The following is a 20,622-nucleotide window of genomic DNA, read 5'->3' on the forward strand; positions in this document are numbered from 1 at the left end:
TTTTTTGCATCCGAAGATGCTGGATATCGTCTTGTGGAGTGCCCACACAGATTGTCTGATAAATTGTTAAAGAGCAGTGAGTTAGGCGCTTTCGCTTGCTAACTCGAGGTGGCGTATATTACGCTTTCCTCTTTCAGAGTCAACCCTAATTTTCAGGATTTTTTCTCTGCGACCCCCGGATACTCTGTGAAGTTGTTCACATGTTCCGTGTCGATGGAGGCGCATTATAGGGAGCCGGTTCAGAATGACAAGCGTTAATATGCATTTTTTATCTGACCGCTCACTATTCATTCGTAACGCCTATTAAACCCGCTTTTTGATGGCTGCCGGCAGGTCCGCCAGGCTGTTTAGCACCCAATCGGCCAGTTTTTCGCCCTGCTCCGTCACCGGCTTGCCGGTACGCACCAGCACCTTGGTGCCGACGCCGGCCGCGATCGCCGCCTGCATGTCTTCCGGTTTATCGCCCACCATATAAGAAGCGGCCATATCGATGTTCAATTCCTGCTGCGCTTGCAGCAACATGCCCGGCTGCGGCTTACGGCAGTCGCACACCTGGCGATACTCTTCTACTGCCGCCTCCGGATGATGCGGGCAGAAATAGATGCCGTCGAAGTCGACGTCGCGATCGGCCAGCGACCAGTCCATCCACTCGGTCAGGTACATAAACTGGTCTTCGCTGAACTTGCCGCGCGCAATGCCGGACTGGTTGGTCACCATCACCAGCGCGAAGCCCATCTTTTTGAGCTCGCGACAGGCGTCGATCACGCCGTCGATAAAGTGGAAGTTGTCGATTTCATGGACATAGCCATGGTCAACATTAATCGTGCCGTCACGATCGAGAAAAATTGCTGGAACGCTTTGTGTCACCGCTTTGCTCCTGAGGGCCTGTATACGCTGACAGTATCGCATGTTTTACCCCACGCTGAGAACGCCGGAGAACGTCGTTGGTCGTTGACTTAGACGTCTAGACGCCTTAACATCTGAGGCATACCTTGGTTCCACGCCGAGGTTTACTTTTATCTAGCCACGGGCAACCACGCTAAAATAAGAAGAATATGATTAAACTTTCTAACATCACTAAAGTGTTCCAGCAGGGTTCGCGCACCATTACCGCGCTCTCTGACGTGACCCTTCACGTTCCTGCCGGGCAAATCTATGGCGTCATCGGTTCCTCCGGCGCCGGTAAAAGCACGCTGATCCGCTGCGCCAACATGCTTGAGCGCCCCACCTCCGGCCAGGTGCTGGTCGATGGCCAGGATCTGACGTCTCTGTCGGAAAGCGAACTGACGCGCGCCCGTCGCCAAATCGGCATGATCTTCCAGCACTTTAACCTGCTCTCTTCCCGTACGGTGTTCGGCAACGTGGCGTTGCCGCTGGAGCTGGACAATACGCCGCGCGCCGAGATCAAAAAGCGCGTGACCGAACTGCTGGAACTGGTCGGCCTGGCGGACAAGCACGACGCCTACCCGGCCAACCTGTCCGGCGGCCAGAAACAGCGTGTGGCGATCGCGCGCGCGCTGGCCAGCAACCCTAAAGTGCTGCTGTGCGACGAGGCCACCAGCGCGCTGGATCCGGCCACCACCCGTTCCATCCTGGAACTGCTGAAAGACATCAACCGCCGTCTGGGCCTGACCATTCTGCTCATCACCCATGAAATGGACGTGGTGAAACGCATCTGCGACCAGGTCGCGGTCATCAGCCAGGGGCAGCTGATCGAAAAAGACAGCGTCAGCGAAGTGTTCTCGCACCCGAAAACACCGCTGGCCCAACAGTTCATTCAGTCCACGCTGCATCTGGATATCCCGGACGACTACGCCGCGCGCCTGTCGCCGGAGCGTCAGGGCGACCGTCAGCCGCTGCTGCGCCTGGAGTTCACCGGTCAGTCGGTCGATGCGCCGCTGCTGTCTGAAGCCGCTCGCCGCTTCAACGTGAACAACAACATTATCAGCGCCCAGATGGATTATGCCGGCGGCGTGAAATTCGGCGTGATGCTGGCGGAGCTGCACGGCAGCGACGAAGACGCGCTGGCAACGATTAAGTTCCTGCAAGAAAATCAGGTAAAAGTAGAGGTTCTGGGTTATGTCTGAGGCAATGATGTGGTTGATGGCGCGTGGCGTGTGGGAAACCGTCATGATGACCTTTGTCTCCGGCTTTTTCGGTTTCGTGCTCGGTCTGCCGGTAGGCGTGCTGCTGTATGTCACCCGCCCGGGGCAGATCATCGCCAACAATTCGCTGTATAAGATCCTGTCCGGGCTGGTGAACATCTTCCGTTCCATCCCGTTCATTATCCTGTTGGTTTGGATGATTCCGTTTACCCGCATGATCGTCGGCACCTCGATCGGTCTGCAAGCGGCGATCGTGCCGCTGACCGTCGGCGCCGCGCCGTTCATCGCGCGCATGGTGGAAAACGCCCTGCTGGAGATCCCGTCCGGTCTGGTGGAAGCGGCGCGCGCCATGGGCGCCACGCCGATGCAGATCATCAAGAAAGTGTTGCTGCCGGAAGCCCTGCCTGGCCTGGTCAACGCCGCGACCATCACCCTGATCACCCTGGTGGGCTACTCCGCCATGGGCGGCGCGGTCGGCGCCGGCGGCCTGGGCCAAATCGGTTACCAATACGGTTATATCGGTTATAACGCCACAGTTATGAATACCGTATTAGTATTACTGGTAGTTTTGGTTTATCTGATCCAATTCTGCGGCGATCGCATCGTCAAAGCCGTTACCCATAAATAGTTTCACAGCATATTAATGCGAGTCTAATGAGGAAGGGATATGTCGTTAACATTTAAATCCATCGCGACAATTGGCGCACTGATCGGCACTCTGGCTCTGGCGGGCTGCGGCCAGGATGAAAAGAATCCAAACCACATCAAGGTCGGCGTGATCGTCGGCGCTGAACAGCAAGTGGCCGAAGTGGCGCAGAAAGTGGCGAAAGAGAAATACGGTCTGGACGTTGAGCTGGTCACCTTCAACGACTACGTGCTGCCTAACGAAGCGCTGAGCAAAGGCGATATCGACCTGAACGCCTTCCAGCACAAACCGTATCTGGATCAGCAAATCAAAGATCGCGGCTACAAGCTGGTGCCGGTCGGCAACACCTTTGTTTACCCGATCGCCGGTTACTCCAAGAAAATCAAATCGCTGGACGAACTGAAAGAGGGTTCTCAGATCGCACTGCCGAACGATCCGACCAACCTGGGCCGTTCGCTGCTGCTGCTGCAGAAAGTCGGTCTGATCAAACTGAAAGACGGCGTTGGCTTGCTGCCGACCGTACTGGACGTGACCGAGAACCCGAAAAACCTGAAGCTGGTTGAGCTGGAAGCCCCTCAGCTGCCGCGCTCTCTGGACGATCAGCAGATCGCGCTGGCGGTGATCAACACCACCTATGCCAGCCAGATCGGCCTGACGCCGGCGAAAGACGGTCTGTTTGTGGAAGATAAAGACTCGCCTTACGTCAACCTGCTGGTTGCGCGCGAAGATAATAAAGACGCGGAAAACGTGAAGAAATTCGTCCAGGCCTACCAGTCTGACGAAGTTGACGCCGCCGCCAACAAAATCTTCAACGGCGGTGCCGTGAAAGGCTGGTAAGCGCTTATTCACCAATTTTATTCCTATAATTGCAAGACGGGCCAAGGCCCGTCTTGTTATTTCCGCCATAGATTGCTTCAATAGCGCCACTTTCATTAAGGCAGAGGAATCTCAATGCGTGTTTTACCTCTCTGTTTGTTAGCGCTCGCGCTGGCCGGATGTTCATCGCAACGTATCGCGCCATCCTCAACAAACAGCACCAGCAAGCCGACCACGACCGCCCCGGCCAAGACCACGCCGGCCGCCCGCCCCGCTCCGGTAAAACTGTATAAAAGTGCAGAAGAACTCGTGGGTAAACCATTCCGCGATCTGGGTGAAGTGTCCGGCGAATCGTGCCAAACCACCGTACAAGACTCCCCACCGAATCTGGCTACCGCCCGTAAACGCATGCAAATCCGTGCGTCTTACATGAAGGCCAACGCCGTGCTGCTGCACGACTGCCAGATTGTCAGCGGCGTCGCCGGTTGTTACCAGCAGGCCGTTTGCCAGGGCTCGGCGCTTAACGTCTCGTCTAAATGACCGAATTCGTTTTCGAGCAGATCGGCGTGATCCGCTCGCCGTATAAAGAGAAATTCGCCGTGCCCCGCCAACCGGGGCTGGTCGAAGACGGTGGCGGCGAACTGCTGCTGCTGCCGCCCTACAACCAGGCGGAAGCGGTTCGCGGTCTCAGCGATTTCAGCCATCTGTGGGTGATGTTCATTTTCCATCAAACCATGGAAGGCGGCTGGCGCCCGACGGTACGCCCACCGCGTTTAGGCGGCAATGCCCGCATGGGCGTGTTCGCCACCCGCTCCACCTTCCGTCCCAACCCGCTCGGCATGTCGCTCATTGAGCTCAAAGGCGTACGGGTGAAAAACGGGGAAGTGGCGCTGGAACTGGGCAGCCTCGATCTGGTCGACGGCACCCCGGTGGTGGACATCAAGCCTTATCTCCCGTTCGCCGAGAGCCAACCGCAGGCCCGCGCCGGCTTTGCCCAGGCCGCGCCCGCCGGCGATATGCCGGTGCGTTTCGCGCCGCAGGCGGAACAGCAGCTGCAGCAACATCAGGCGCGCTACCCGCAATTAAGGCGTTTTATCAGCCAGGTGCTGGCACAGGACCCCCGTCCCGCCTATCGTAAAGGAGAGGACGTCGAACGGGATTACGCCGTCTGGCTGCTGGATTTCAACGTGCGCTGGCGCGTCGTGGACGGCCACACCGAAGTGCTGTCGCTCGACCCGCGTTAAAATTCCGCCGCCTCTCTTTTGGCGACCCGCTCGCGCTGGTAAACTAAATCACTTTTTGGCCGCCACTCTGGCAGCCCGATGCAATTTGCAGTTCTAACGGAACCAAAACACCATGCGTACTAGCCAATATCTGCTCTCCACTCTGAAGGAGACACCTGCCGACGCCGAAGTGATCAGCCACCAGCTGATGCTGCGCGCCGGGATGATCCGCAAGCTGGCCTCAGGTCTTTACACCTGGCTGCCGACCGGCCTGCGCGTTCTGAAAAAGGTTGAAAACATCGTTCGCGAAGAAATGAACAATGCTAACGCGATCGAAGTGTCCATGCCGGTGGTTCAGCCTGCCGACCTGTGGCAGGAAAGCGGCCGTTGGGAGCAATACGGCCCCGAGCTGCTGCGCTTCGTCGACCGCGGCGACCGTCCTTTCGTGCTGGGCCCGACGCATGAAGAAGTGATCACCGATCTGATCCGCAACGAGATCAGCTCGTACAAGCAGCTGCCGCTGAACTTCTTCCAGATCCAGACCAAGTTCCGTGATGAAGTGCGCCCACGTTTCGGCGTGATGCGTTCCCGTGAGTTCCTGATGAAGGATGCCTACTCCTTCCATACCTCGCAGGAGTCTCTGCAGGAGACTTACGACGCGATGTACGAAGCGTACAGCAAAATCTTCAGCCGCATGGGCCTGGATTTCCGCCCGGTGCAGGCCGATACCGGCTCGATCGGCGGCAGTGCGTCGCACGAATTCCAGGTGCTGGCAGACAGCGGTGAAGACGATATCGTGTTCTCCACCGGTTCCGACTTCGCCGCCAACATCGAGCTGGCGGAAGCGGTCGCTCCGGCAGCGCCGCGCGCGGCGGCCAGCGAAGAGCTGCGCCTGGTGGATACGCCAAACGCCAAAACCATCGCCGAGCTGGTGGAGCAATTCCAGCTGCCGGTGGAAAAAACCGTGAAGACGCTGATGGTGCGCGCCACCGAAGAGAGCGGCCATAAACTGGTCGCCCTGCTGGTGCGCGGCGATCACGAGCTGAACGAAATCAAGGCCGAGAAGCTGGCGCAGGTTGCCGCGCCGCTGACCTTCGCCACTGAAGAAGAGATCCGCGCCATCGTCGGCGCCGGCCCGGGTTCCCTCGGCCCGGTCAACCTGCAGATGCCGGTGGTTGCCGACCGCAGCGTGGCGGCGATGAGCGACTTTGGCGCCGGTGCCAACGTCGACGGCAAACACTACTTCGGCATCAACTGGGAGCGCGATCTGCCGCTGCCGCAGGTGGCCGACATCCGTAACGTGGTGGAAGGCGACGCCAGCCCGGACGGTCAGGGCACGCTGCTGATCAAACGCGGCATCGAAGTGGGCCATATCTTCCAGCTCGGCACCAAGTATTCGGAAGCGATGAAAGCGACCGTACAGGGTGAAGACGGCCGCAACCAGGTGCTGACCATGGGTTGCTACGGCATCGGGGTGACGCGCGTCGTGGCCGCCGCCATCGAGCAGAACCACGACGAACGCGGCATTATCTGGCCAGACGCCATCGCGCCGTTCCAGGTCGCTATTCTGCCGATGAACATGCACAAGTCGTTCCGCGTGCAGGCGCTGGCCGAAGAGCTGTACAACACCCTGCGCTCCCACGGCATCGACGTGATCCTCGATGACCGCAAAGAGCGCCCGGGCGTGATGTTCGCGGATATGGAGCTGATCGGCGTGCCGCACTCTATCGTTATCGGCGACCGTAACCTCGACAACGAAGAGATCGAGTACAAAAACCGCCGCGTCGGCGAGAAGCACATGATCAAAACCGGTGAAATCGTTGATTTCCTGCTGGGCCAGATCAAACGCTGAACACCGAGCGTCAGCGAATAAAAAACCCGCCTAGGCGGGTTTTTTTATGTCCATGGGGACAGGGGAAGTTAGTTGTTGCTGCAGCTTTTACTGCGGTCGAACGCGATTTTACCGTCCGGCACCACCGCCTTCTCTATCTGCCCCTCTTCCATCGACGGCTGCACGCTGAAGTGCGCGTTGAAAGTCAGAAACACCGGCTCACCGGCATTCTTATTGGCTTTGGCGTAACCTTGCTCCAGCGCGATGTTGTTATCCACCGGGAACGTGATGCCGGTGGCGCAATCTTTGAACACCGCCGCGTCGGCCATATAGGTGTAGCTGCCTTTCATCACCATCGGCGTTTTAGGCAATGGCTTCTCGACCGGCTCCAGACGATAATTCAGCTTGGAGGCGATCGGCGCGCCGCTGCGATCCAGCATCTCAAGACTCTTGCCCACCGGGCGGAAGTAGCGTTTTTCCCCGGTGCTGTCAGTCAGCACCAGCTTATCCGCGGTGCGCGCCCATTTGCCGTAGTCGGCGAAGGTCTGATCGCCGTCTTTGGTGCCGCGATAAGTTTCCTGCAGCACAAAGGTGCCGTCCTCATCCAGGAACAGCGCCGTATCCAGCCCGCCGCAATCGGCGCAAGGCAACAGCCCTTGATAACTCTGCGGCATCGCCTGCAGCGGTTGTTCCTTCGGTTGATAATGATTGTTGCATCCCAACAACGAGAGTGCGCCTGCCGCCAAGAACAGGGCTACCGTAATTTTCTTCACAGTTATTCTCCTACTGTGTTCATGTATTCCTAAGTGCGAACCTTGCCACGCAGCGCCTTGGTGGCGCCCTTACGCGCCTTGCCTTCCAAACGGCGCAATTTTGCCCCTTTGGTCGGCTTGGTCGCCTTGCGCATTTTTTCCACCACCATCGCCTGCTGAATCAGCGCGACCAATCTGGCCAACGCCGCTTCGCGATTCAATTCCTGACTGCGATACTCTTGCGCCTTGATAATCACTACGCCATCAGCGGTAATGAGATGATGATTCAGCGCCAGCAGCCTTTCCTTATAATACTCTGGCAGGCTGGATGCCCGGATGTCAAAGCGCAAATGGATCGCCGTTGAGGTTTTGTTCACGTGCTGGCCACCCGCGCCCTGCGCGCGGATCGCCGTCAATTCCAGCTCATTATCCGGTATGGCTACGTTTCTTGACAGTTCCAGCACCGGTCACACCTGTGCCTGCTGCCACTCGGCAAACTGGATTTCCAGACTATTCTGAGCATCAGACAGCCAAATAGTTCCCTCCTGCAGCGTTGCCTGCAGCGTCATGGTGCGGCTGGCCAGCGCCGTCAGGCGCGCCAGCTGTTCGTCATCGAGGAAGCGCACGCTCAGGTTCTTGTAGCCGGCCACTTTTCCCTGCATCGCCTGCCACCAAACGTGCGCGGCGCGCTCGCCGTAAGCGTACAAGACCACGCGCGGCGACTGGTTGCAGGCCTTGCGGATGCGTTTCTCGTCGGGCAATCCCATCTCGATCCACATTTCCAACCCGTTGTGGTCGTTGCGCTGCCAGATCTCCGGCTCGTCGTCGGCGCTCAGCCCTTTGGTGAACACCAGCCGCTCGTCGGCGTGACAGATCCAGGCCAACAGGCGCAGCATCATGCGCTGCTCATTTTCGGACGGGTGTTGCGCCAGCGTCAGCGTGGCGTCGTGGTAGAAGTGACGATCCATATCAGCAATATTGACCGCGGCTTTATAAATGGTTGCTTTCAGCGCCATGGGTGACCTCATTATTATCCGGCGACAGTGTACTTGATCAGGGCCAAACCCCGCCAGCGCGGCCAGGCTGCGGCAGTGCGAAAGGCGTGCCGGGGTGCTGATAACTCCATAACAGCTGTGCTATAGTCGTCTAGGATAGGATAAAACTCCGAGAGCCTGCGCCTCATCGCGATAGTAGTCTTGATGATGCAGAGGTTCTTAAGGGAGGAAACTGTGCAACAATACTGTGAGTTAGTACGCCGTACTTACGCCGAGATTGGCAGTGGAGATCTTGGCTACGTGCCTGATGCGCTGGCTTGTGCGTTAAAGGCATTGGACGATGTCGCAGCGAACCACGCGCTACCGTCCTCCGTTAGGGAACAGGCGGCCTTTGCCGCCGCTAACTTATTGGTGAGCGACTATGTTGATGAATGATGAGTACCAACCCATCAATTGCGATGACTACGACAACCTGGAACTCGCCTGTCAGCATAAACTTATTCTGAAGCTGGAGTTACGCGACGGAGAAGTGATCGAGGCCAAGGCGATCGACCTGCTGCAAAAGAAACGCGTTGAGTATCTGACCATCGAACAGAACGGCCAGCAGCGCGACCTGCGTCTGGACCATATCAGCAGTTTCAGTCATCCGGAAATCGGTACCGTGGTCGTCAGTCTGTCGGACTGAGCAGCGGTAACCCCATCCCAACAGGGCAGCCCAACGGCTGCCCTCGTCATTTAGGGCTTCAGGCTGGCGTAATAAGCCGCCAGATCGGCGATATCGTCATCCGACAATCCCGACACATAGGCTTTCATCACCTCGGCCTGGCCGCCGTTGCGTTCCCCTTTCTTGTACGCCTGCAACGCGTGCTGCAGGTACATGGCGTTTTGCCCGGCCAGATTCGGGTACATCGGCACCGTCACCTTGCCCTGCGCGCCGTGGCAGGCCGCGCACGCGGCGGCTTTGGCCTGACCGGCGGCCGCATCCCCCGCCGCCAACGCCGGCAGGCTGAACAGGCCGGCGGCCAACAGCGCGATTTCCACAAACTTCATCATTGCTCCTCACGATTATGATTTTTTTCCCAGCGCAGCCGCCACGGGCGTTCGCCTTCCGGCACCTGCCCCGCCTCACAGACGAATACGCCCAGCGCGGCGATCAGCTGCTCATCATAATAAATCAACGGGATGCGTTCACGCTGCCAGGGAGGAATACCCAGCTCCTGCCACAGTTTTTTTATCGGCCGCGAATGGGCGCGCCCCACGATGCGCACCGCGCCCTGCACGCCGCCGAAACGAATGCTAATCTGCTGCGATGGCAGCGGCGCGCGCAGCGCCAGATCGCCCTCACCGGCAACCAACTGCCCCATCCCGTCCGGCAACGTCAGCGGCAGGTCAGGCTGCCAGGGCAGATGCACATCGCGCAGCGCCGCCAGCGGCGGCAACAGGTGCAATCGGCCTCGGAAGCGGCGGATCTGATAGGCGCCGAGCTGCAGCTGCGGTTCGGCATCTTCCCGGCTGAGCGCCACCTCATCCCACAGACGCTGCAACTGCTCACGCGCCGGCATGGTAACGTTGAACAATGCGATCCAGCGCCGCAACAGAGCGAAGCGCCGCACCGGCGAACAGGCCGTCAAACCGTCGATCGCCAATGAGCGATCCGCCGCCAACAGGCTTTGCAGCGGTTCCGCCAGCAGCTCGTCCAACAATTGTTCCTGTTCGGCGCACAGGCTGGCGCTACGCGCCACCGCCGAGGCGAAGTGCGGCCAACGTTGATTGAGCTGCGGCAACACCTGCAACCGCAGGAAATTGCGATCGAAGCGCGTGTCCTGATTGCTGTCGTCGTCTATCCAGGCCAAACCGTGGCGTTGCGCGTAATTTTCCAGCGTTTGACGCGAGCAGCCCAGCAGCGGCCGCAACAGCAGGTGCTCGCCCAGCGTGGCGCGCGCCGCCATCGCCGACAACCCCGCCGGCCCGCTGCCGCGCTTGAGCGCCAACAGGAAAGTTTCGCTTTGATCGTCAAGGTGTTGGGCGGTGAGCAGCGCTTCGCCCTCCGCCAATGCTGCACTGAAAGCGGCATAGCGCGCCGCACGCGCCGCCGCTTCGATGCCGCCCTGGCGGGCATCCACCTGCACGTGCGTCACCGTCAGCGGGATCCGCCACTCGGCGCACCGGCTGCGGCAATGCTCAACCCAACGGTCGGCAAAGGCGCTCAGGCCATGGTGCACGTGCAGCGCGCGCAGCTGCAGCGCCGGACGTTGGCGGCGCAACGCCGCCAGCAGATGCAGCAGCACGCTGGAATCCAGGCCGCCGCTAAACGCCACCAGCAGCCGCTGCTGCGCGCCCAGCTGGTCCGCCACCTGCGTCGTTAATTGATCAGTATCCATCGGTAGGCTTTGTCACTTCTACATAGCTGCACGTTAACCCCGCCTACCGCCATCAATCAAGCATTAACCGTCCGGGCCTGGCGTCGCGTCAGCAGCCACCAGCCGCCCAGCACCGTGATCACCGCCAGCGCACATCCGGCCGCTCCCCAGCCGATCTGGGCGAAAATGCGGCCATACGCCTGCATCGCCGCCCCTTCGATGTGATCCTCGGCGGTCTGATTGGCGATAATGCCCGCCAGATAGTTGGCGATCGAACCGGTCGCCAACATATAGATGCCGGTCAACACGCCGGTGGCGCCGGGGATATTCAGCCGGGTGATCTGCGCCATCGCCACCGGATCGATAAACAGTTCGGCAAAGCCCATCACCGCCAAACCGGCGATCATCAGCCCCATCGATCCCGGCCCGTGCAGCCGCGTATTGAGCGCCATCAGCGTAAAGCCGACGCCGATCAACAGCAGACCGAAGGCGAACTTGCACCAGATGCGCAGCGTGCGATCGCCATCGCCGCTCGCCAGCCAGGCCAGCGCCACGCCGCCCAGCATCACCGCGCAGGCGTTAACCGACTGGAACAGCGCGGTCGGCACCGTCCAGCCGAACCAGCGCCGGTCAACGAAATGATCGATAAACAGGCTGATGGAGCTGCCGCCCTGCTGGGCAAAAGCCCAGAACAACGTGCCCAGCAGCATCAGTACGATGATCTGCCACAGCCCCCGGCGCTGGCCGGCGTCCGCACGCAGCATAATGCGCGCCACCAGCGCCACCGCCGCCACGCACACCAACCCGAGCAAATAGCCGGCCCAGCCGCGTTCAAACAGCAGCGTGAAGAACAGCGGCGACGTCAGCAACGCCGCCAGCAGCCATCCCCAGTGCGGCAGGCCCAGGCTCCTGGCGCGCATCAGCGGTGCATTCACGCCGCGCGTGTGGCGGAAATGGCGTCCGCCCAGCAGAAAAATCACCAGACCGGCGAACATGCCGATCCCGGCCAACGCAAAGCCGACGTGCCAACCATAGCGCTCGGCCGCCAGCCCGCAGGCGATCGGCGCCAAAATGGAACCGACGTTGCCGGCGGCGTACAGCAGCGAGAAGCCCCCTTCGCGCCGCGAGTCCTGCGCCGGATACAGCTCGCCCAGCAGGCAGCTGATATTGGATTTGAACAGGCCGTAGCCGCAGATGATGATCGCCAGCGCCAGATAAAGCGACTGGGTGGAGACCGCGCTCAGGCCGAGCACGATATGCCCCAGGGTCATCAGCGCCGCGCCGGCGATCACCGCGACGCGGTTGCCCAGCAGGCGGTCGGCGAGCCAGCCGCCAAGAATAGGAGTGACGTAAACTAACGAAGCGTAAGCGCTGTAGAGATCGATGGCGTGGCTGTCGGTATAGCCGAGTTGGTGGGTCAGATAGAGGATCAATAACGCACGCATGCCGTAAAAGCTGAAATATTCCCAAATTTGTATCGCTACGACATAGTAGATTGCGCGCGGCTGTGAGGGTGTTTTCATGGTGGTCTCCCATCAGTCGGTGAACGACAAAGGGGAAGCGCGAGCGCCTCCCCTCTTATTGGCTGCGGTTATTTCGCCTTCAGCACTTTCACCCGATAACGTCCGTCCGCCTGGCGATAGGCGCCGTGAATGTCGGTTTCAAAGCCCGGATAATGCGCGCCGATTTCGCACAGCATCTGCAGGAACTCCAGCACCGGCCGGCTCTCTTCGGTCAGCATCTCGCCCGGCATCACCAGCGGCACGCCCGGTGGGTATGGGAGGATCATGTTGGCATTGACCTTACCGACCATCTCTTCCAGATAGACCTCTTCCACTTCGCCGTGCAGCTCTTTCTGGAACGCCTGGTACGGATTCATCACCATGGTTGGCAGCACTTCGAACGCGCGGTACATCAGGTCCGGCAGGTTGTGTTGTTCCACCAGGCGGTGAATGTTCTGCGCCAGATCCTGAATGCGCATGTTTTCATAGAAATCAGGCGCTTCCTGATACAGCGAAGGCAGCATGTTTTTCACCCGCAGGTTCAGGTCGAACGAGCGTTTGAAGTCGGTCATCGCGCGCAGCAGGCTGAGCGCCTTGGTTTTATCGATGCCGATGCTGAACAGGAACAGCAGGTTGTAAGGCCCGGTTTTCTCGACGATGATGCCGCGCTCGTCGAGGTATTTCGCCACGATGCTGGCCGGGATGCCGAACGGCTGCATCTCGCCTTCCTTGCTCATCCCCGGGGTCAGGATAGTGACCTTGATCGGGTCCAGATACATGTGTTCGTTGTCGATGTTCTTGAAACCGTGCCAGGCGCTGTCGGAGCGCAGCGGCCAGCATTCCGGCTCATCGATATGCTCCGGCTGCCAGACGTCGAAGAACCAGCCGTCGGACTCGACTTTCAGGCGTTTGATCTCTTTGCGGAACTTGATCGCGCGCTCGATAGAGCCGTTGATCAGGCGCTTGCCGGCGTTGCCTTTCATCATCGCCGCGGCGGTTTCGGTCGACGCCACGATGCCGTAGTGCGGCGAAGTGGTGGTGTGCATCATGTAGGCTTCGTTGAAGGTCTCTTCGTTGATATCGCCCTTCACATGAATCATCGAAGCCTGCGAGAAGGCCGCCAGCAGTTTGTGGGTGGACTGGGTTTCATAGATCACCTTGCCCTCCACGCGGCCGCCGCTCATGCCGCACTTGCCTTTATAGATCGGATGGAAGTTGGTGTAAGGCACCCAGGCGGAGTCGAAATGGATCGACTTCACGTCCAGAGTGTTCTTGATAAAGTCGGTGTTGTACAGCAGGCCGTCATAGGTGGAGTTGGTGATCACCGCATGCACCGGCCAGGTGGCGTTCGGGGTCTCCTTCACGCGTTTGGCGATGGTGGCGCGCTGGAACTCGCTCTGCGGAATGCCGCCGAGGATGCCGTAGGCATTGCGGGTCGGGCGGAAGTAGATCGGCGTGATGTCGCTCATCATCATCAGGTGAGTCAGCGACTTGTGGCAGTTACGGTCAATCAGCACCGTGCTGCCCGCCGGCGCCGAATACATGCCGACGATCTTGTTGGCGGTGGAGGTGCCGTTGGTCACCATGTAGCTGCGCTCGGCGTTGAACACGCGGGAAATGTACTCTTCCGCCTCTTTGTGCGGGCCGGAGTGATCCAGCAGCGACCCAAGCTCGGACACCGAAATCGAGATATCCGACTTCATGGTGTTCGGGCCGAAGAAATCGTAGAACAGGCTGCCCACCGGGCTTTTCTGGAAGGCTGTGCCGCCCATGTGGCCCGGCGTACAGAAAGTGTATTTGCCTTCGCGCACGTATTTGAACAGCGCCTTGGTCAACGGCGGCAGGATGGTGTCGATATACTCGTCGGTATTCTGTTTGATCTTGGCGGCGATGTCGGTTGCCGCGCCGAGCGCATACTCGAAGAAGCGCACCTGCATGCGCAGATCGTTCAGGCTGACGTCCAACGTGGAATAGGTGTTGGCGAATGCGTACAGCGGCATGTATTCGTTCAGCTGGCTGATCTCTTCGCACAGCTCCAGATTGTATTTGTCCCAGTCGAAGATCACCCCGCACAGACGGGCGTTGTTCTCGATCAGTTTCAGCAGGTCTTCGCGATCGTTAGGGTAAACGATGCGGAAATCCAGACTTTCCAGCGCCTGATGCAGTTCACGGATAGGCTCTTCTTTGAAGTAGACACCCATGTGATTCATGATGGCGATAACGTTCATATGCATTTCTCCTGGCAAAGCAAGCCCCTTCCCGTCGCGGCTGACAGGTCGGAAAGAAAGGGGCTGGGTAAATTCAGTCGGTCAGCGGACGCGAATCAGTGCGCTTTGGCCGTGGTGTTTTCATCGACCGCCGCTGCATTGGCAGCCTGGCGGGTATTCATTTTCCGGGCGTAGAACATCAGGATAATCAGGCTGATGATAAAGGTGCCGGACAGTTCGAAAGAGTTGGCGCCCATCAGCGCGATAAAGCAGAAGCCGCAGCCGCACACCGAAGCGATCAGGCTCAGCAGGTTGCGCACGTTGACCCCTTCGAAGCGAATCAGGTCTACGCAGGAGTAGAAGTAAGGCAGCATGGTCAGCAGCACCGCGATGCCGGTCAGCTCGCCGAACAGATCGGAAGCCTTGCCGCCGGCGGAGCTCATCAGGGTGATCAGCACCATCAGCGCGGTCATTTTGCAGCTCGCGAGCAGCAGGCCTTTTTTCGGAATGCCGTTTTTATCCAGCTCGCCGTACACTTTCGGGAAGTTGCCGTCGTTGGCGGCGCGCACCCCGGCCTGGCCGACCAGCATCATCCATGACCCGAGCGAGGTCAGGCAGGCGAAGGCGGTGAACGCGGAAACCATCGGTGCCGCCCAGTTGCCCATAATCGCCGAGGCGCTGATGGCGAACGGCGCGCCGCTGGCGGCCATTTCAGACGCCGGGAACATGCCGCTGATCACCTGGGTGGCGGCGATGTAGATGATGCCCGCCAAACCGGTGCCAAGCATGGTCGCCAGCGGCACGGTGCGTTTCGGGTTTTTCACCATGCCGGTGCTGACCGCCGCGGATTCCACGCCGATGAACGCCCACAGGCACAGCAGAATACTTTTGATGACCGCATGGCTGTCGGTGGTGCCGGAGGTATTCCAGTTAGCCTGGTAGGTGGCGGCGTCAAACCAGTGCCAGCCGAGGGTAGCGGTTACGATCACCGGGATCAGCACCAGCACCAGGCCCAGGGTGGTCAAGCGGCTGACCCAGGTCCCGCCCAGCATGTTGACGAAGGTGAAGATCCACACGATGGCGATACAGGCGATGCCGGCAGGCACCGGGTTGTTCAACGCCGGGAAGAAGGTGGAGAGATAAGAAACGGCGGTAATGCCGATGGCCAGGTTGCCGATCCAGTTGGCATGGTAATAAAGCACGCCGGTCTGGAAGCCGAACGCCGGGGAAATTTCACCGGCGTAGGCGATAGGGCCGCCCTGCTGCGGGTTTTTGGTCGCGAGGCGGGCGTACACGTAGGCCAGCGACATCGCCCCGATAATCGAGATCACCCATCCCCAAATGGCGATGGATCCGAGACTCGCCAGGTTGGCGGGCAATAAGGCAATCCCGCTCCCCATCATATTACCGGCGACTACGCCGGTGCAGGCAATAAGCCCTATTTTCTTGGGTGAAGCCATGGTCAGTTTCTCCTGATTTACGTTTCTTATAAGCCACACCCATAAATAAAAGATTTTAATGAGCCGGCTTGATAGTCAGGATGCTAACCATCGGCAGAAATAAAGTCCTAAAGATAAAGTGAGATTACGCTCATGATCATACAAATGATAATCTGAGGTTTTTGATTAACACATCAAGATAAAAAGGTAAGCTAAAGAAAAGATAAACATCGTTAAAAAACAGGACAATAACCAGGTTAATCACGAATAACAAACGGCAGAAAAGGAACGATATTGCGCAGCAAAATAACACAATGGCGCAACATGTCTTCACCAATAAATAACGCCGCCGGAATTCCCTGAGAATAATGGCAGCGTGGTTCTGGTGAATTATTGGCGCTGATAGTTATTTAAATAAGGCACCACGTTGGTCAATGACGTCTGGAATACGCCATTGGTGATCCAATGCAAGGTATCTTCACCGGGGCGCAGGTTGAACGCGGTAATATAAGAATCCGCCGCCAAATGATTCTGCCCCTGCATTTCATACACTTTGCCCAGCAGCACATAATTCAGCCACGACATTTGCAACTCAATCCCCAGCTCGATCGCCCGGTGCGCATCGTCAATGCGTCCCTGCGCCAGCGCATCAACCGCCAGAACTTGCTGCACGATCGGCGTATTTTTCAATTCGGGGATCGTCGCCAGATGGCTGATATCGGCGCGCAATTGCGCCAGCCCCTGGCTGTCGAACGGTTGATAAGAGTTGCGCAGCACATCCACCAGCGCTTTTTCCGCCAGCAGGTAGTGGAAATTCGGCGCGCTTTTAATCAGCTCGCTCAGCTGCGCGCTGGCTCGAGTCAACGAATCGGCGTCGCCATGGATCAACAATTGATGCGCCTGGTAGAAGCGCTGCAGCAGCGGCCCGTTGTCCGGCAGCAGCTGCGCCAGACGCTGTTCCAGCTGCGGCGGCCAGGGCTGTTTCAGCGCGGCGGACAGGCTGGCGAGGAAGTCGCTTTGGATCTTCAGCTGGTTATCGGCGGTAATGAAGTAACGCTTGTCCAACATGATTGAGCTGTCGGCGTTATCCACCAGCCGCACGGACAGGAAACACTGCTGGGCGCGGTAGTGGCGCTGATTGACGAACTCGATATACAGCGACTTGCCGGAGTTGCTGGGGCCGGAATAGTTGTAATTGGTTTGGTCGTGCACCAGGAAGGTCGAGTAGGTGTTGAGCGAATCAGTGATCAGCTCGCTGACGCCCACCACATAGGAGAGCTGCGGCATCCAGTTGCTGCAGCTCTCGCCGCCCTGAATGCGGATATCGATATCGCGCGGATTGAGCAGCACCGGCATGGTCGATACCGGCACGCGCTGCGACAGCGTGGCGATGCCGACAAACGCCACGCAGACGCTGAGCGCCGCCAGAAACGCCAGCCACACCCAGAACGCCGAGCGGCGATAAAAGCGCGGCTGCTTTTCGCCGGGCGCGGCAACCGGCGTTCGGGTCCGGCTCGGCGGCACGTACGGCGTATCGTCTTCATCATCGCTGCCGTCTTCCGGCTCATGCATGATCACCGCAATCTGCGGCGCCGGCGCAGGGGCGGGCTGCGACTCCCCGTCTTCACACCAGATCACCGAAGCCGCCAACTTATACCCGCGCTTAGGCACGGTGATAATGTATTCCGGACTGTCGCTGTCGCCGTCTTTCAGGTATTTGCGCAGTTCTGAAATGCATTGGGTCACCACGTGATTAGTGACGATATTGCGCTTCCAAACGCTATCGATCAGCTCGTCGCGGCTCAACACCACATCGGGGTGCCGGGCGAAATAGCACAGCATGTCGATCAGGCGCGGTTCCAGCGTTTTCTGGCGGCCGTCACGGCTGATGGTATTGTCGGCAGGGGTAACCAGCCACTCCCCGACGCGAAAAGCAGGCTCTTGCATGGCGGAAATAACTCTGTAGGCATGTGGGGCAAGGGCGCGATCATAGCATAATCGCCCCCGGCTGTGGCCGCCGGGAGGCGATTAAGCCGTTAACTCTCGTATAATTCTAACGGTAAACCATCGGGATCGCTGAAAAAGGTAAAACGAGATTGAGTATAAGGATCGACGCGTACCGGTTCACAGGCGATGCCGGCCGCCTGCAGATGGGCGATGGCCTGCTCGATATCGTCAACGCTGAACGCCAGATGGCGCAGGCCGCAAGCCTCCGGGCGGCTGACGCGGGCCGGCGGCGAAGGGAAAGAAAACAGCTCGAGGGTGTATTGCCCGTTGAGCGCCAGATCCGCTTTCCAGGAGTCACGCTCCTCGCGGTAAACTTCACTCAGCAGGGTAAAGCCGAGAATGTCGCAATAGAAATGCTTACTGGCGGCGTAGTCCGCGCCAATGATCGCGATGTGATGCACCTGACGTAATGCCAGCATAGAAACCCTCTCCTGTTCATTCTGATGGTGCACGGTATCCGGCGGCGATGAGGCCGTCAATGAGGAAGCCCGGCGCATCTTTCCAAACCGCCGGGCGCATTATGGCCTTATGGCTGCGGGGCTTTCAGCACCTTCACCAGATAGCGTCCGTCTTCCGTCAGCTTGGCGCCGTGGATATCGGTTTCAAAACCGGGATAGCGCTCGCCGATCGAGCACAGCATCAGCAGGAAATCGAGCACCGCCCGGCTCTCTTCGGTGATCATTTCCCCCGGCATCACCAGCGGCACGCCCGGCGGATAAGGCAGGATCATATTGGCCGCCACCTTGCCCACCAACTGATCCAGCTCGCAGGTTTCCACATTGCCGCGCACCTGCTCCTGGAACATCTGGTGCGGCGTCAGCTTCATTTCCGGCAGCACGTCAAACGCCCGCTGCATCAGGCGCGGCAGATCGTGTTGGCAGATCAGGCGATGAATGCCGGCGGCCAGATCCTGGATGCGCATATGGCGATAGAAATCCGGATCCTCGGCGTACAGATCCGGCAGCATGTTCTTCACCCGCAGGTTGAGATCGTAGGCGCGCTTGAAGTCGGTCAGGCCGCGCAGCAGGCTCATCGCCTTGGTTTTATCGATGCCGATGCTGAACAGGAACAGCAGGTTGTACGGCCCGGTCTTCTCCACCACGATGCCGCGCTCGTCGAGGTACTTCGCCACCAGCGCCGCCGGGATCCCCTCTTCCTCCAGCGCCCCCAGCTCATTCATGCCCGGCGTCAGGATCGTCACCTTGATCGGATCGAGATACATATGATCGCGATCGGTCTGGCCGAAACCGTGCCAGTTATCGTCCGGATCCAGCGGCCAGCACTGCGCTTCATCGATCTCTTCCGGCTGCCAGATATCGAAGAACCAGCTGTCGCTTTCCTCGCGCAGCCGCTGCACTTCACGGCGAAAATGCAGCGCGCGCTCCACCGAACGGTTGATCAAGCGGCGCCCCGGATTGCCGCGCAGCATGGCGGCGGCGGTCTCCATCGACGCCACGATGCCGTAGTGCGGCGAAGTGGTGGTGTGCATCATGTAGGCTTCGTTGAAGGTGCTCTCGTCGTAGTCGCCCTTGATATGAATCATCGAGGCCTGCGAGAAGGCCGCCAGCAGCTTGTGGGTGGATTGGGTTTCGTAGAAAACCTTACCGGGCACCCGATCGCCGCTCATGCCGCTCTTGCCGTCGTAAATCGGGTGGAAGTTGGTGTAAGGCACCCAGGCGGAGTCGAAGTGGATCGACGGCACCTCCAGCGTCTGCTTGATGTAGTCGGTGTTGTACAGCAGGCCGTCATAGGTGGAATTGGTGATCACCGCATGCACCGGCCAGGTGGCGTTCGGGGTCTCCTGCACCCGGGCGGCGATGCTGGCGCGGGTAAACTCGCGCTGCGGAATGCCGCCGAGGATGCCGTAGGCGTTGCGCAGCGGGCGCAGATAGATCGGCACGATATCGCTCATCATCAGCAGGTGGCACAGCGATTTGTGGCAGTTGCGGTCGATCAGCACCGTGCTGCCCGCCGGCGCTGAATACATGCCGACGATCTTGTTGGCGGTGGAGGTGCCGTTGGTGACCAGATAGCTCTGCTCGGCATTGAAGGTGCGCGCGATGTACTCTTCGGCCTCCAGATGCGGGCCGGTGTGATCCAGCAGCGACCCGAGCTCGGTGACCGAAATCGAGATGTCGGCCTTCAGGGTATTGGCGCCGAAGAAGTCATAGAACAGGCAGCCCACCGGGCTTTTCTGGAACGCGGTGCCGGCCATGTGGCCCGGCGTGCAAAAGGTGTACTTTCCTTCGCGCACGTAGTTGAACAGCGCCTTGGTCAGCGGCGGCGTAATGGTGTCGATGTATTCCGCCGTGTATTGCTGGATGCGCTGCGCGATATCGTCCGCCGCATTCAGGCCATACTCGAAGAAATAGAGCACCATGCGCATTTCATGCAGGCTGACGTCGAAGGTGGAGTGAGTATTGATAAAGGCGTACAGCGGCAGGTATTCGTTAAGCTCGTTGATCTCGCTGCACAGCTCCAGGCTGTAATCGTCCCAGTCGAAGATCACGCCGCAGATGCGGGCATTGGCTTCGATCAGCTTCAGCAGGTCACCGCTGTTTTTGGGGTATACCAGCTGGAATCCCATCGCGCCCAGCGCCGCGTGGAGCTCGCGGATCGGCTCATCTTTGTAGTAGACGCCCGTCGGGCCCATGATGGCGATGATATTCATCGGCAGCTCCTGTCAGTTAACGGCCAAGTCTCTATAACACCACGAAAATCCGGCGGTGTGTAGCCAAA

At 59.0% G+C, this 20,622-nt stretch carries 20 protein-coding genes; 8 read left to right on the plus strand and 12 right to left on the minus strand.

Annotated features, from left to right (window positions below):
• Positions 1–303: 303 nt before the first annotated feature.
• Entirely contained in the window at positions 304–867 is a 564-nt protein-coding gene (gene gmhB, locus ACSBQS_RS21435) for a D-glycero-beta-D-manno-heptose 1,7-bisphosphate 7-phosphatase (RefSeq protein ID WP_025304009.1), read from the minus strand.
• Between the two features lie 188 nt (positions 868–1,055).
• Between gmhB and metN the strand changes: the two genes are divergently transcribed.
• From metN to proS, 6 genes are all read left to right on the plus strand, one after another.
• Positions 1,056–2,087 (plus strand): methionine ABC transporter ATP-binding protein MetN, encoded by a 1,032-nt coding sequence (metN, locus tag ACSBQS_RS21440; RefSeq protein ID WP_004932012.1) that lies wholly within the window; start codon positions 1,056–1,058, stop codon positions 2,085–2,087.
• Positions 2,080–2,733, plus strand: a complete 654-nt coding sequence (locus ACSBQS_RS21445) for a methionine ABC transporter permease MetI (RefSeq protein WP_004932010.1) — start codon at positions 2,080–2,082, stop codon at positions 2,731–2,733. The genes metN and ACSBQS_RS21445 overlap by 8 nt, the downstream gene beginning before the upstream one ends.
• A gap of 39 nt (positions 2,734–2,772) precedes the next feature.
• Positions 2,773–3,588 carry a MetQ/NlpA family lipoprotein gene (locus tag ACSBQS_RS21450; protein WP_033644900.1) on the plus strand — a complete coding sequence of 272 codons (816 nt, stop codon included), beginning with the start codon at positions 2,773–2,775 and terminating at the stop codon, positions 3,586–3,588.
• A 114-nt stretch (positions 3,589–3,702) separates the two neighbouring features.
• The gene (gene rcsF, locus ACSBQS_RS21455; RefSeq protein ID WP_025304011.1) at positions 3,703–4,107 is read left to right on the plus strand and encodes an Rcs stress response system protein RcsF; all 405 of its coding nucleotides are present in this window, start codon (positions 3,703–3,705) and stop codon (positions 4,105–4,107) included.
• A complete protein-coding gene (gene tsaA, locus ACSBQS_RS21460) occupies positions 4,104–4,811 on the plus strand; it encodes a tRNA (N6-threonylcarbamoyladenosine(37)-N6)-methyltransferase TrmO (protein WP_033644898.1) in 708 nt (235 codons plus the stop codon). Before rcsF ends, tsaA begins: the two co-directional genes overlap by 4 nt.
• Before the next feature lie 112 nt (positions 4,812–4,923).
• Positions 4,924–6,642, plus strand: coding sequence for a proline--tRNA ligase (gene proS, locus ACSBQS_RS21465; protein ID WP_047026595.1), 1,719 nt, complete (start codon positions 4,924–4,926; stop codon positions 6,640–6,642).
• Positions 6,643–6,710: 68 nt separating this feature from the next.
• Here the strand turns inward: proS and nlpE are convergent, their stop codons facing one another.
• Genes nlpE through ACSBQS_RS21480 form a run of 3 tightly spaced genes read right to left on the minus strand, consistent with a single transcriptional unit; the run spans position 6,711 to position 8,389 of the window.
• Positions 6,711–7,394, minus strand: coding sequence for an envelope stress response activation lipoprotein NlpE (gene nlpE / locus ACSBQS_RS21470; RefSeq protein WP_033644894.1), 684 nt, complete (start codon positions 7,392–7,394; stop codon positions 6,711–6,713).
• Between the two features lie 29 nt (positions 7,395–7,423).
• Positions 7,424–7,837: an alternative ribosome rescue aminoacyl-tRNA hydrolase ArfB gene (gene arfB / locus ACSBQS_RS21475; protein WP_033644893.1), complete on the minus strand. Its 414-nt coding sequence runs from the start codon at positions 7,835–7,837 to the stop codon at positions 7,424–7,426.
• A gap of 3 nt (positions 7,838–7,840) precedes the next feature.
• Positions 7,841–8,389, minus strand: coding sequence for a YaeQ family protein (locus tag ACSBQS_RS21480; RefSeq protein ID WP_033644891.1), 549 nt, complete (start codon positions 8,387–8,389; stop codon positions 7,841–7,843).
• Positions 8,390–8,602: 213 nt separating this feature from the next.
• Here ACSBQS_RS21480 and ACSBQS_RS21485 point away from each other — a divergent pair, with 213 nt between their 5' ends.
• Entirely contained in the window at positions 8,603–8,803 is a 201-nt protein-coding gene (locus ACSBQS_RS21485; protein WP_033652508.1) for a YaeP family protein, read from the plus strand.
• Positions 8,790–9,053, plus strand: a complete 264-nt coding sequence (rof, locus tag ACSBQS_RS21490) for a Rho-binding antiterminator (RefSeq protein ID WP_004931991.1) — start codon at positions 8,790–8,792, stop codon at positions 9,051–9,053. The genes ACSBQS_RS21485 and rof overlap by 14 nt, the downstream gene beginning before the upstream one ends.
• 50 nt (positions 9,054–9,103) lie before the next feature.
• Here the strand turns inward: rof and ACSBQS_RS21495 are convergent, their stop codons facing one another.
• The 8 genes from ACSBQS_RS21495 to ACSBQS_RS21530 form a co-directional block, all read right to left on the minus strand.
• Positions 9,104–9,418 carry a c-type cytochrome gene (locus tag ACSBQS_RS21495; RefSeq protein WP_025304017.1) on the minus strand — a complete coding sequence of 105 codons (315 nt, stop codon included), beginning with the start codon at positions 9,416–9,418 and terminating at the stop codon, positions 9,104–9,106.
• Positions 9,418–10,749, minus strand: a complete 1,332-nt coding sequence (gene tilS / locus ACSBQS_RS21500) for a tRNA lysidine(34) synthetase TilS (protein WP_046687710.1) — start codon at positions 10,747–10,749, stop codon at positions 9,418–9,420. Before tilS ends, ACSBQS_RS21495 begins: the two co-directional genes overlap by 1 nt.
• 56 nt (positions 10,750–10,805) lie before the next feature.
• Positions 10,806–12,251: a dipeptide permease DtpD gene (gene dtpD / locus ACSBQS_RS21505; RefSeq protein WP_197666790.1), complete on the minus strand. Its 1,446-nt coding sequence runs from the start codon at positions 12,249–12,251 to the stop codon at positions 10,806–10,808.
• A 68-nt stretch (positions 12,252–12,319) separates the two neighbouring features.
• Complete coding sequence (gene cadA, locus ACSBQS_RS21510) at positions 12,320–14,458, minus strand: lysine decarboxylase CadA (RefSeq protein ID WP_033635725.1); 2,139 nt, start codon at positions 14,456–14,458, stop codon at positions 12,320–12,322.
• Between the two features lie 95 nt (positions 14,459–14,553).
• A complete protein-coding gene (gene cadB, locus ACSBQS_RS21515) occupies positions 14,554–15,897 on the minus strand; it encodes a cadaverine/lysine antiporter (protein WP_033644886.1) in 1,344 nt (447 codons plus the stop codon).
• Positions 15,898–16,266: 369 nt separating this feature from the next.
• The gene (gene cadC / locus ACSBQS_RS21520; RefSeq protein WP_197666789.1) at positions 16,267–17,823 is read right to left on the minus strand and encodes a lysine decarboxylation/transport transcriptional activator CadC; all 1,557 of its coding nucleotides are present in this window, start codon (positions 17,821–17,823) and stop codon (positions 16,267–16,269) included.
• A gap of 89 nt (positions 17,824–17,912) precedes the next feature.
• Positions 17,913–18,302 (minus strand): VOC family protein, encoded by a 390-nt coding sequence (locus tag ACSBQS_RS21525; protein WP_197750062.1) that lies wholly within the window; start codon positions 18,300–18,302, stop codon positions 17,913–17,915.
• A gap of 107 nt (positions 18,303–18,409) precedes the next feature.
• Positions 18,410–20,554 (minus strand): lysine decarboxylase LdcC, encoded by a 2,145-nt coding sequence (locus ACSBQS_RS21530; RefSeq protein WP_042785262.1) that lies wholly within the window; start codon positions 20,552–20,554, stop codon positions 18,410–18,412.
• Between the last annotated feature and the right edge of the window lie 68 nt (positions 20,555–20,622).

This window comes from Serratia sp. H402Y, from assembly GCF_051172415.1.
In the GTDB taxonomy this organism is placed as follows: domain Bacteria; phylum Pseudomonadota; class Gammaproteobacteria; order Enterobacterales; family Enterobacteriaceae; genus Serratia; species Serratia ureilytica.

Coding starts and splice junctions, on each gene's coding strand:
- tsaA (WP_033644898.1), top strand. CDS start 4,104: ATGACCGAATTCGTTTTCGAGCAGATCGGCGTGATCCGCTCGCCGTAT.
- ACSBQS_RS21495 (WP_025304017.1), bottom strand. CDS start 9,418: ATGAAGTTTGTGGAAATCGCGCTGTTGGCCGCCGGCCTGTTCAGCCTG.
- cadC (WP_197666789.1), bottom strand. CDS start 17,823: ATGCAAGAGCCTGCTTTTCGCGTCGGGGAGTGGCTGGTTACCCCTGCC.
- cadA (WP_033635725.1), bottom strand. CDS start 14,458: ATGAACGTTATCGCCATCATGAATCACATGGGTGTCTACTTCAAAGAA.
- dtpD (WP_197666790.1), bottom strand. CDS start 12,251: ATGAAAACACCCTCACAGCCGCGCGCAATCTACTATGTCGTAGCGATA.
- ACSBQS_RS21525 (WP_197750062.1), bottom strand. CDS start 18,302: ATGCTGGCATTACGTCAGGTGCATCACATCGCGATCATTGGCGCGGAC.
- rcsF (WP_025304011.1), top strand. CDS start 3,703: ATGCGTGTTTTACCTCTCTGTTTGTTAGCGCTCGCGCTGGCCGGATGT.
- metN (WP_004932012.1), top strand. CDS start 1,056: ATGATTAAACTTTCTAACATCACTAAAGTGTTCCAGCAGGGTTCGCGC.
- tilS (WP_046687710.1), bottom strand. CDS start 10,749: ATGGATACTGATCAATTAACGACGCAGGTGGCGGACCAGCTGGGCGCG.
- ACSBQS_RS21480 (WP_033644891.1), bottom strand. CDS start 8,389: ATGGCGCTGAAAGCAACCATTTATAAAGCCGCGGTCAATATTGCTGAT.
- proS (WP_047026595.1), top strand. CDS start 4,924: ATGCGTACTAGCCAATATCTGCTCTCCACTCTGAAGGAGACACCTGCC.
- cadB (WP_033644886.1), bottom strand. CDS start 15,897: ATGGCTTCACCCAAGAAAATAGGGCTTATTGCCTGCACCGGCGTAGTC.
- ACSBQS_RS21450 (WP_033644900.1), top strand. CDS start 2,773: ATGTCGTTAACATTTAAATCCATCGCGACAATTGGCGCACTGATCGGC.
- ACSBQS_RS21445 (WP_004932010.1), top strand. CDS start 2,080: ATGTCTGAGGCAATGATGTGGTTGATGGCGCGTGGCGTGTGGGAAACC.
- rof (WP_004931991.1), top strand. CDS start 8,790: ATGTTGATGAATGATGAGTACCAACCCATCAATTGCGATGACTACGAC.
- ACSBQS_RS21530 (WP_042785262.1), bottom strand. CDS start 20,554: ATGAATATCATCGCCATCATGGGCCCGACGGGCGTCTACTACAAAGAT.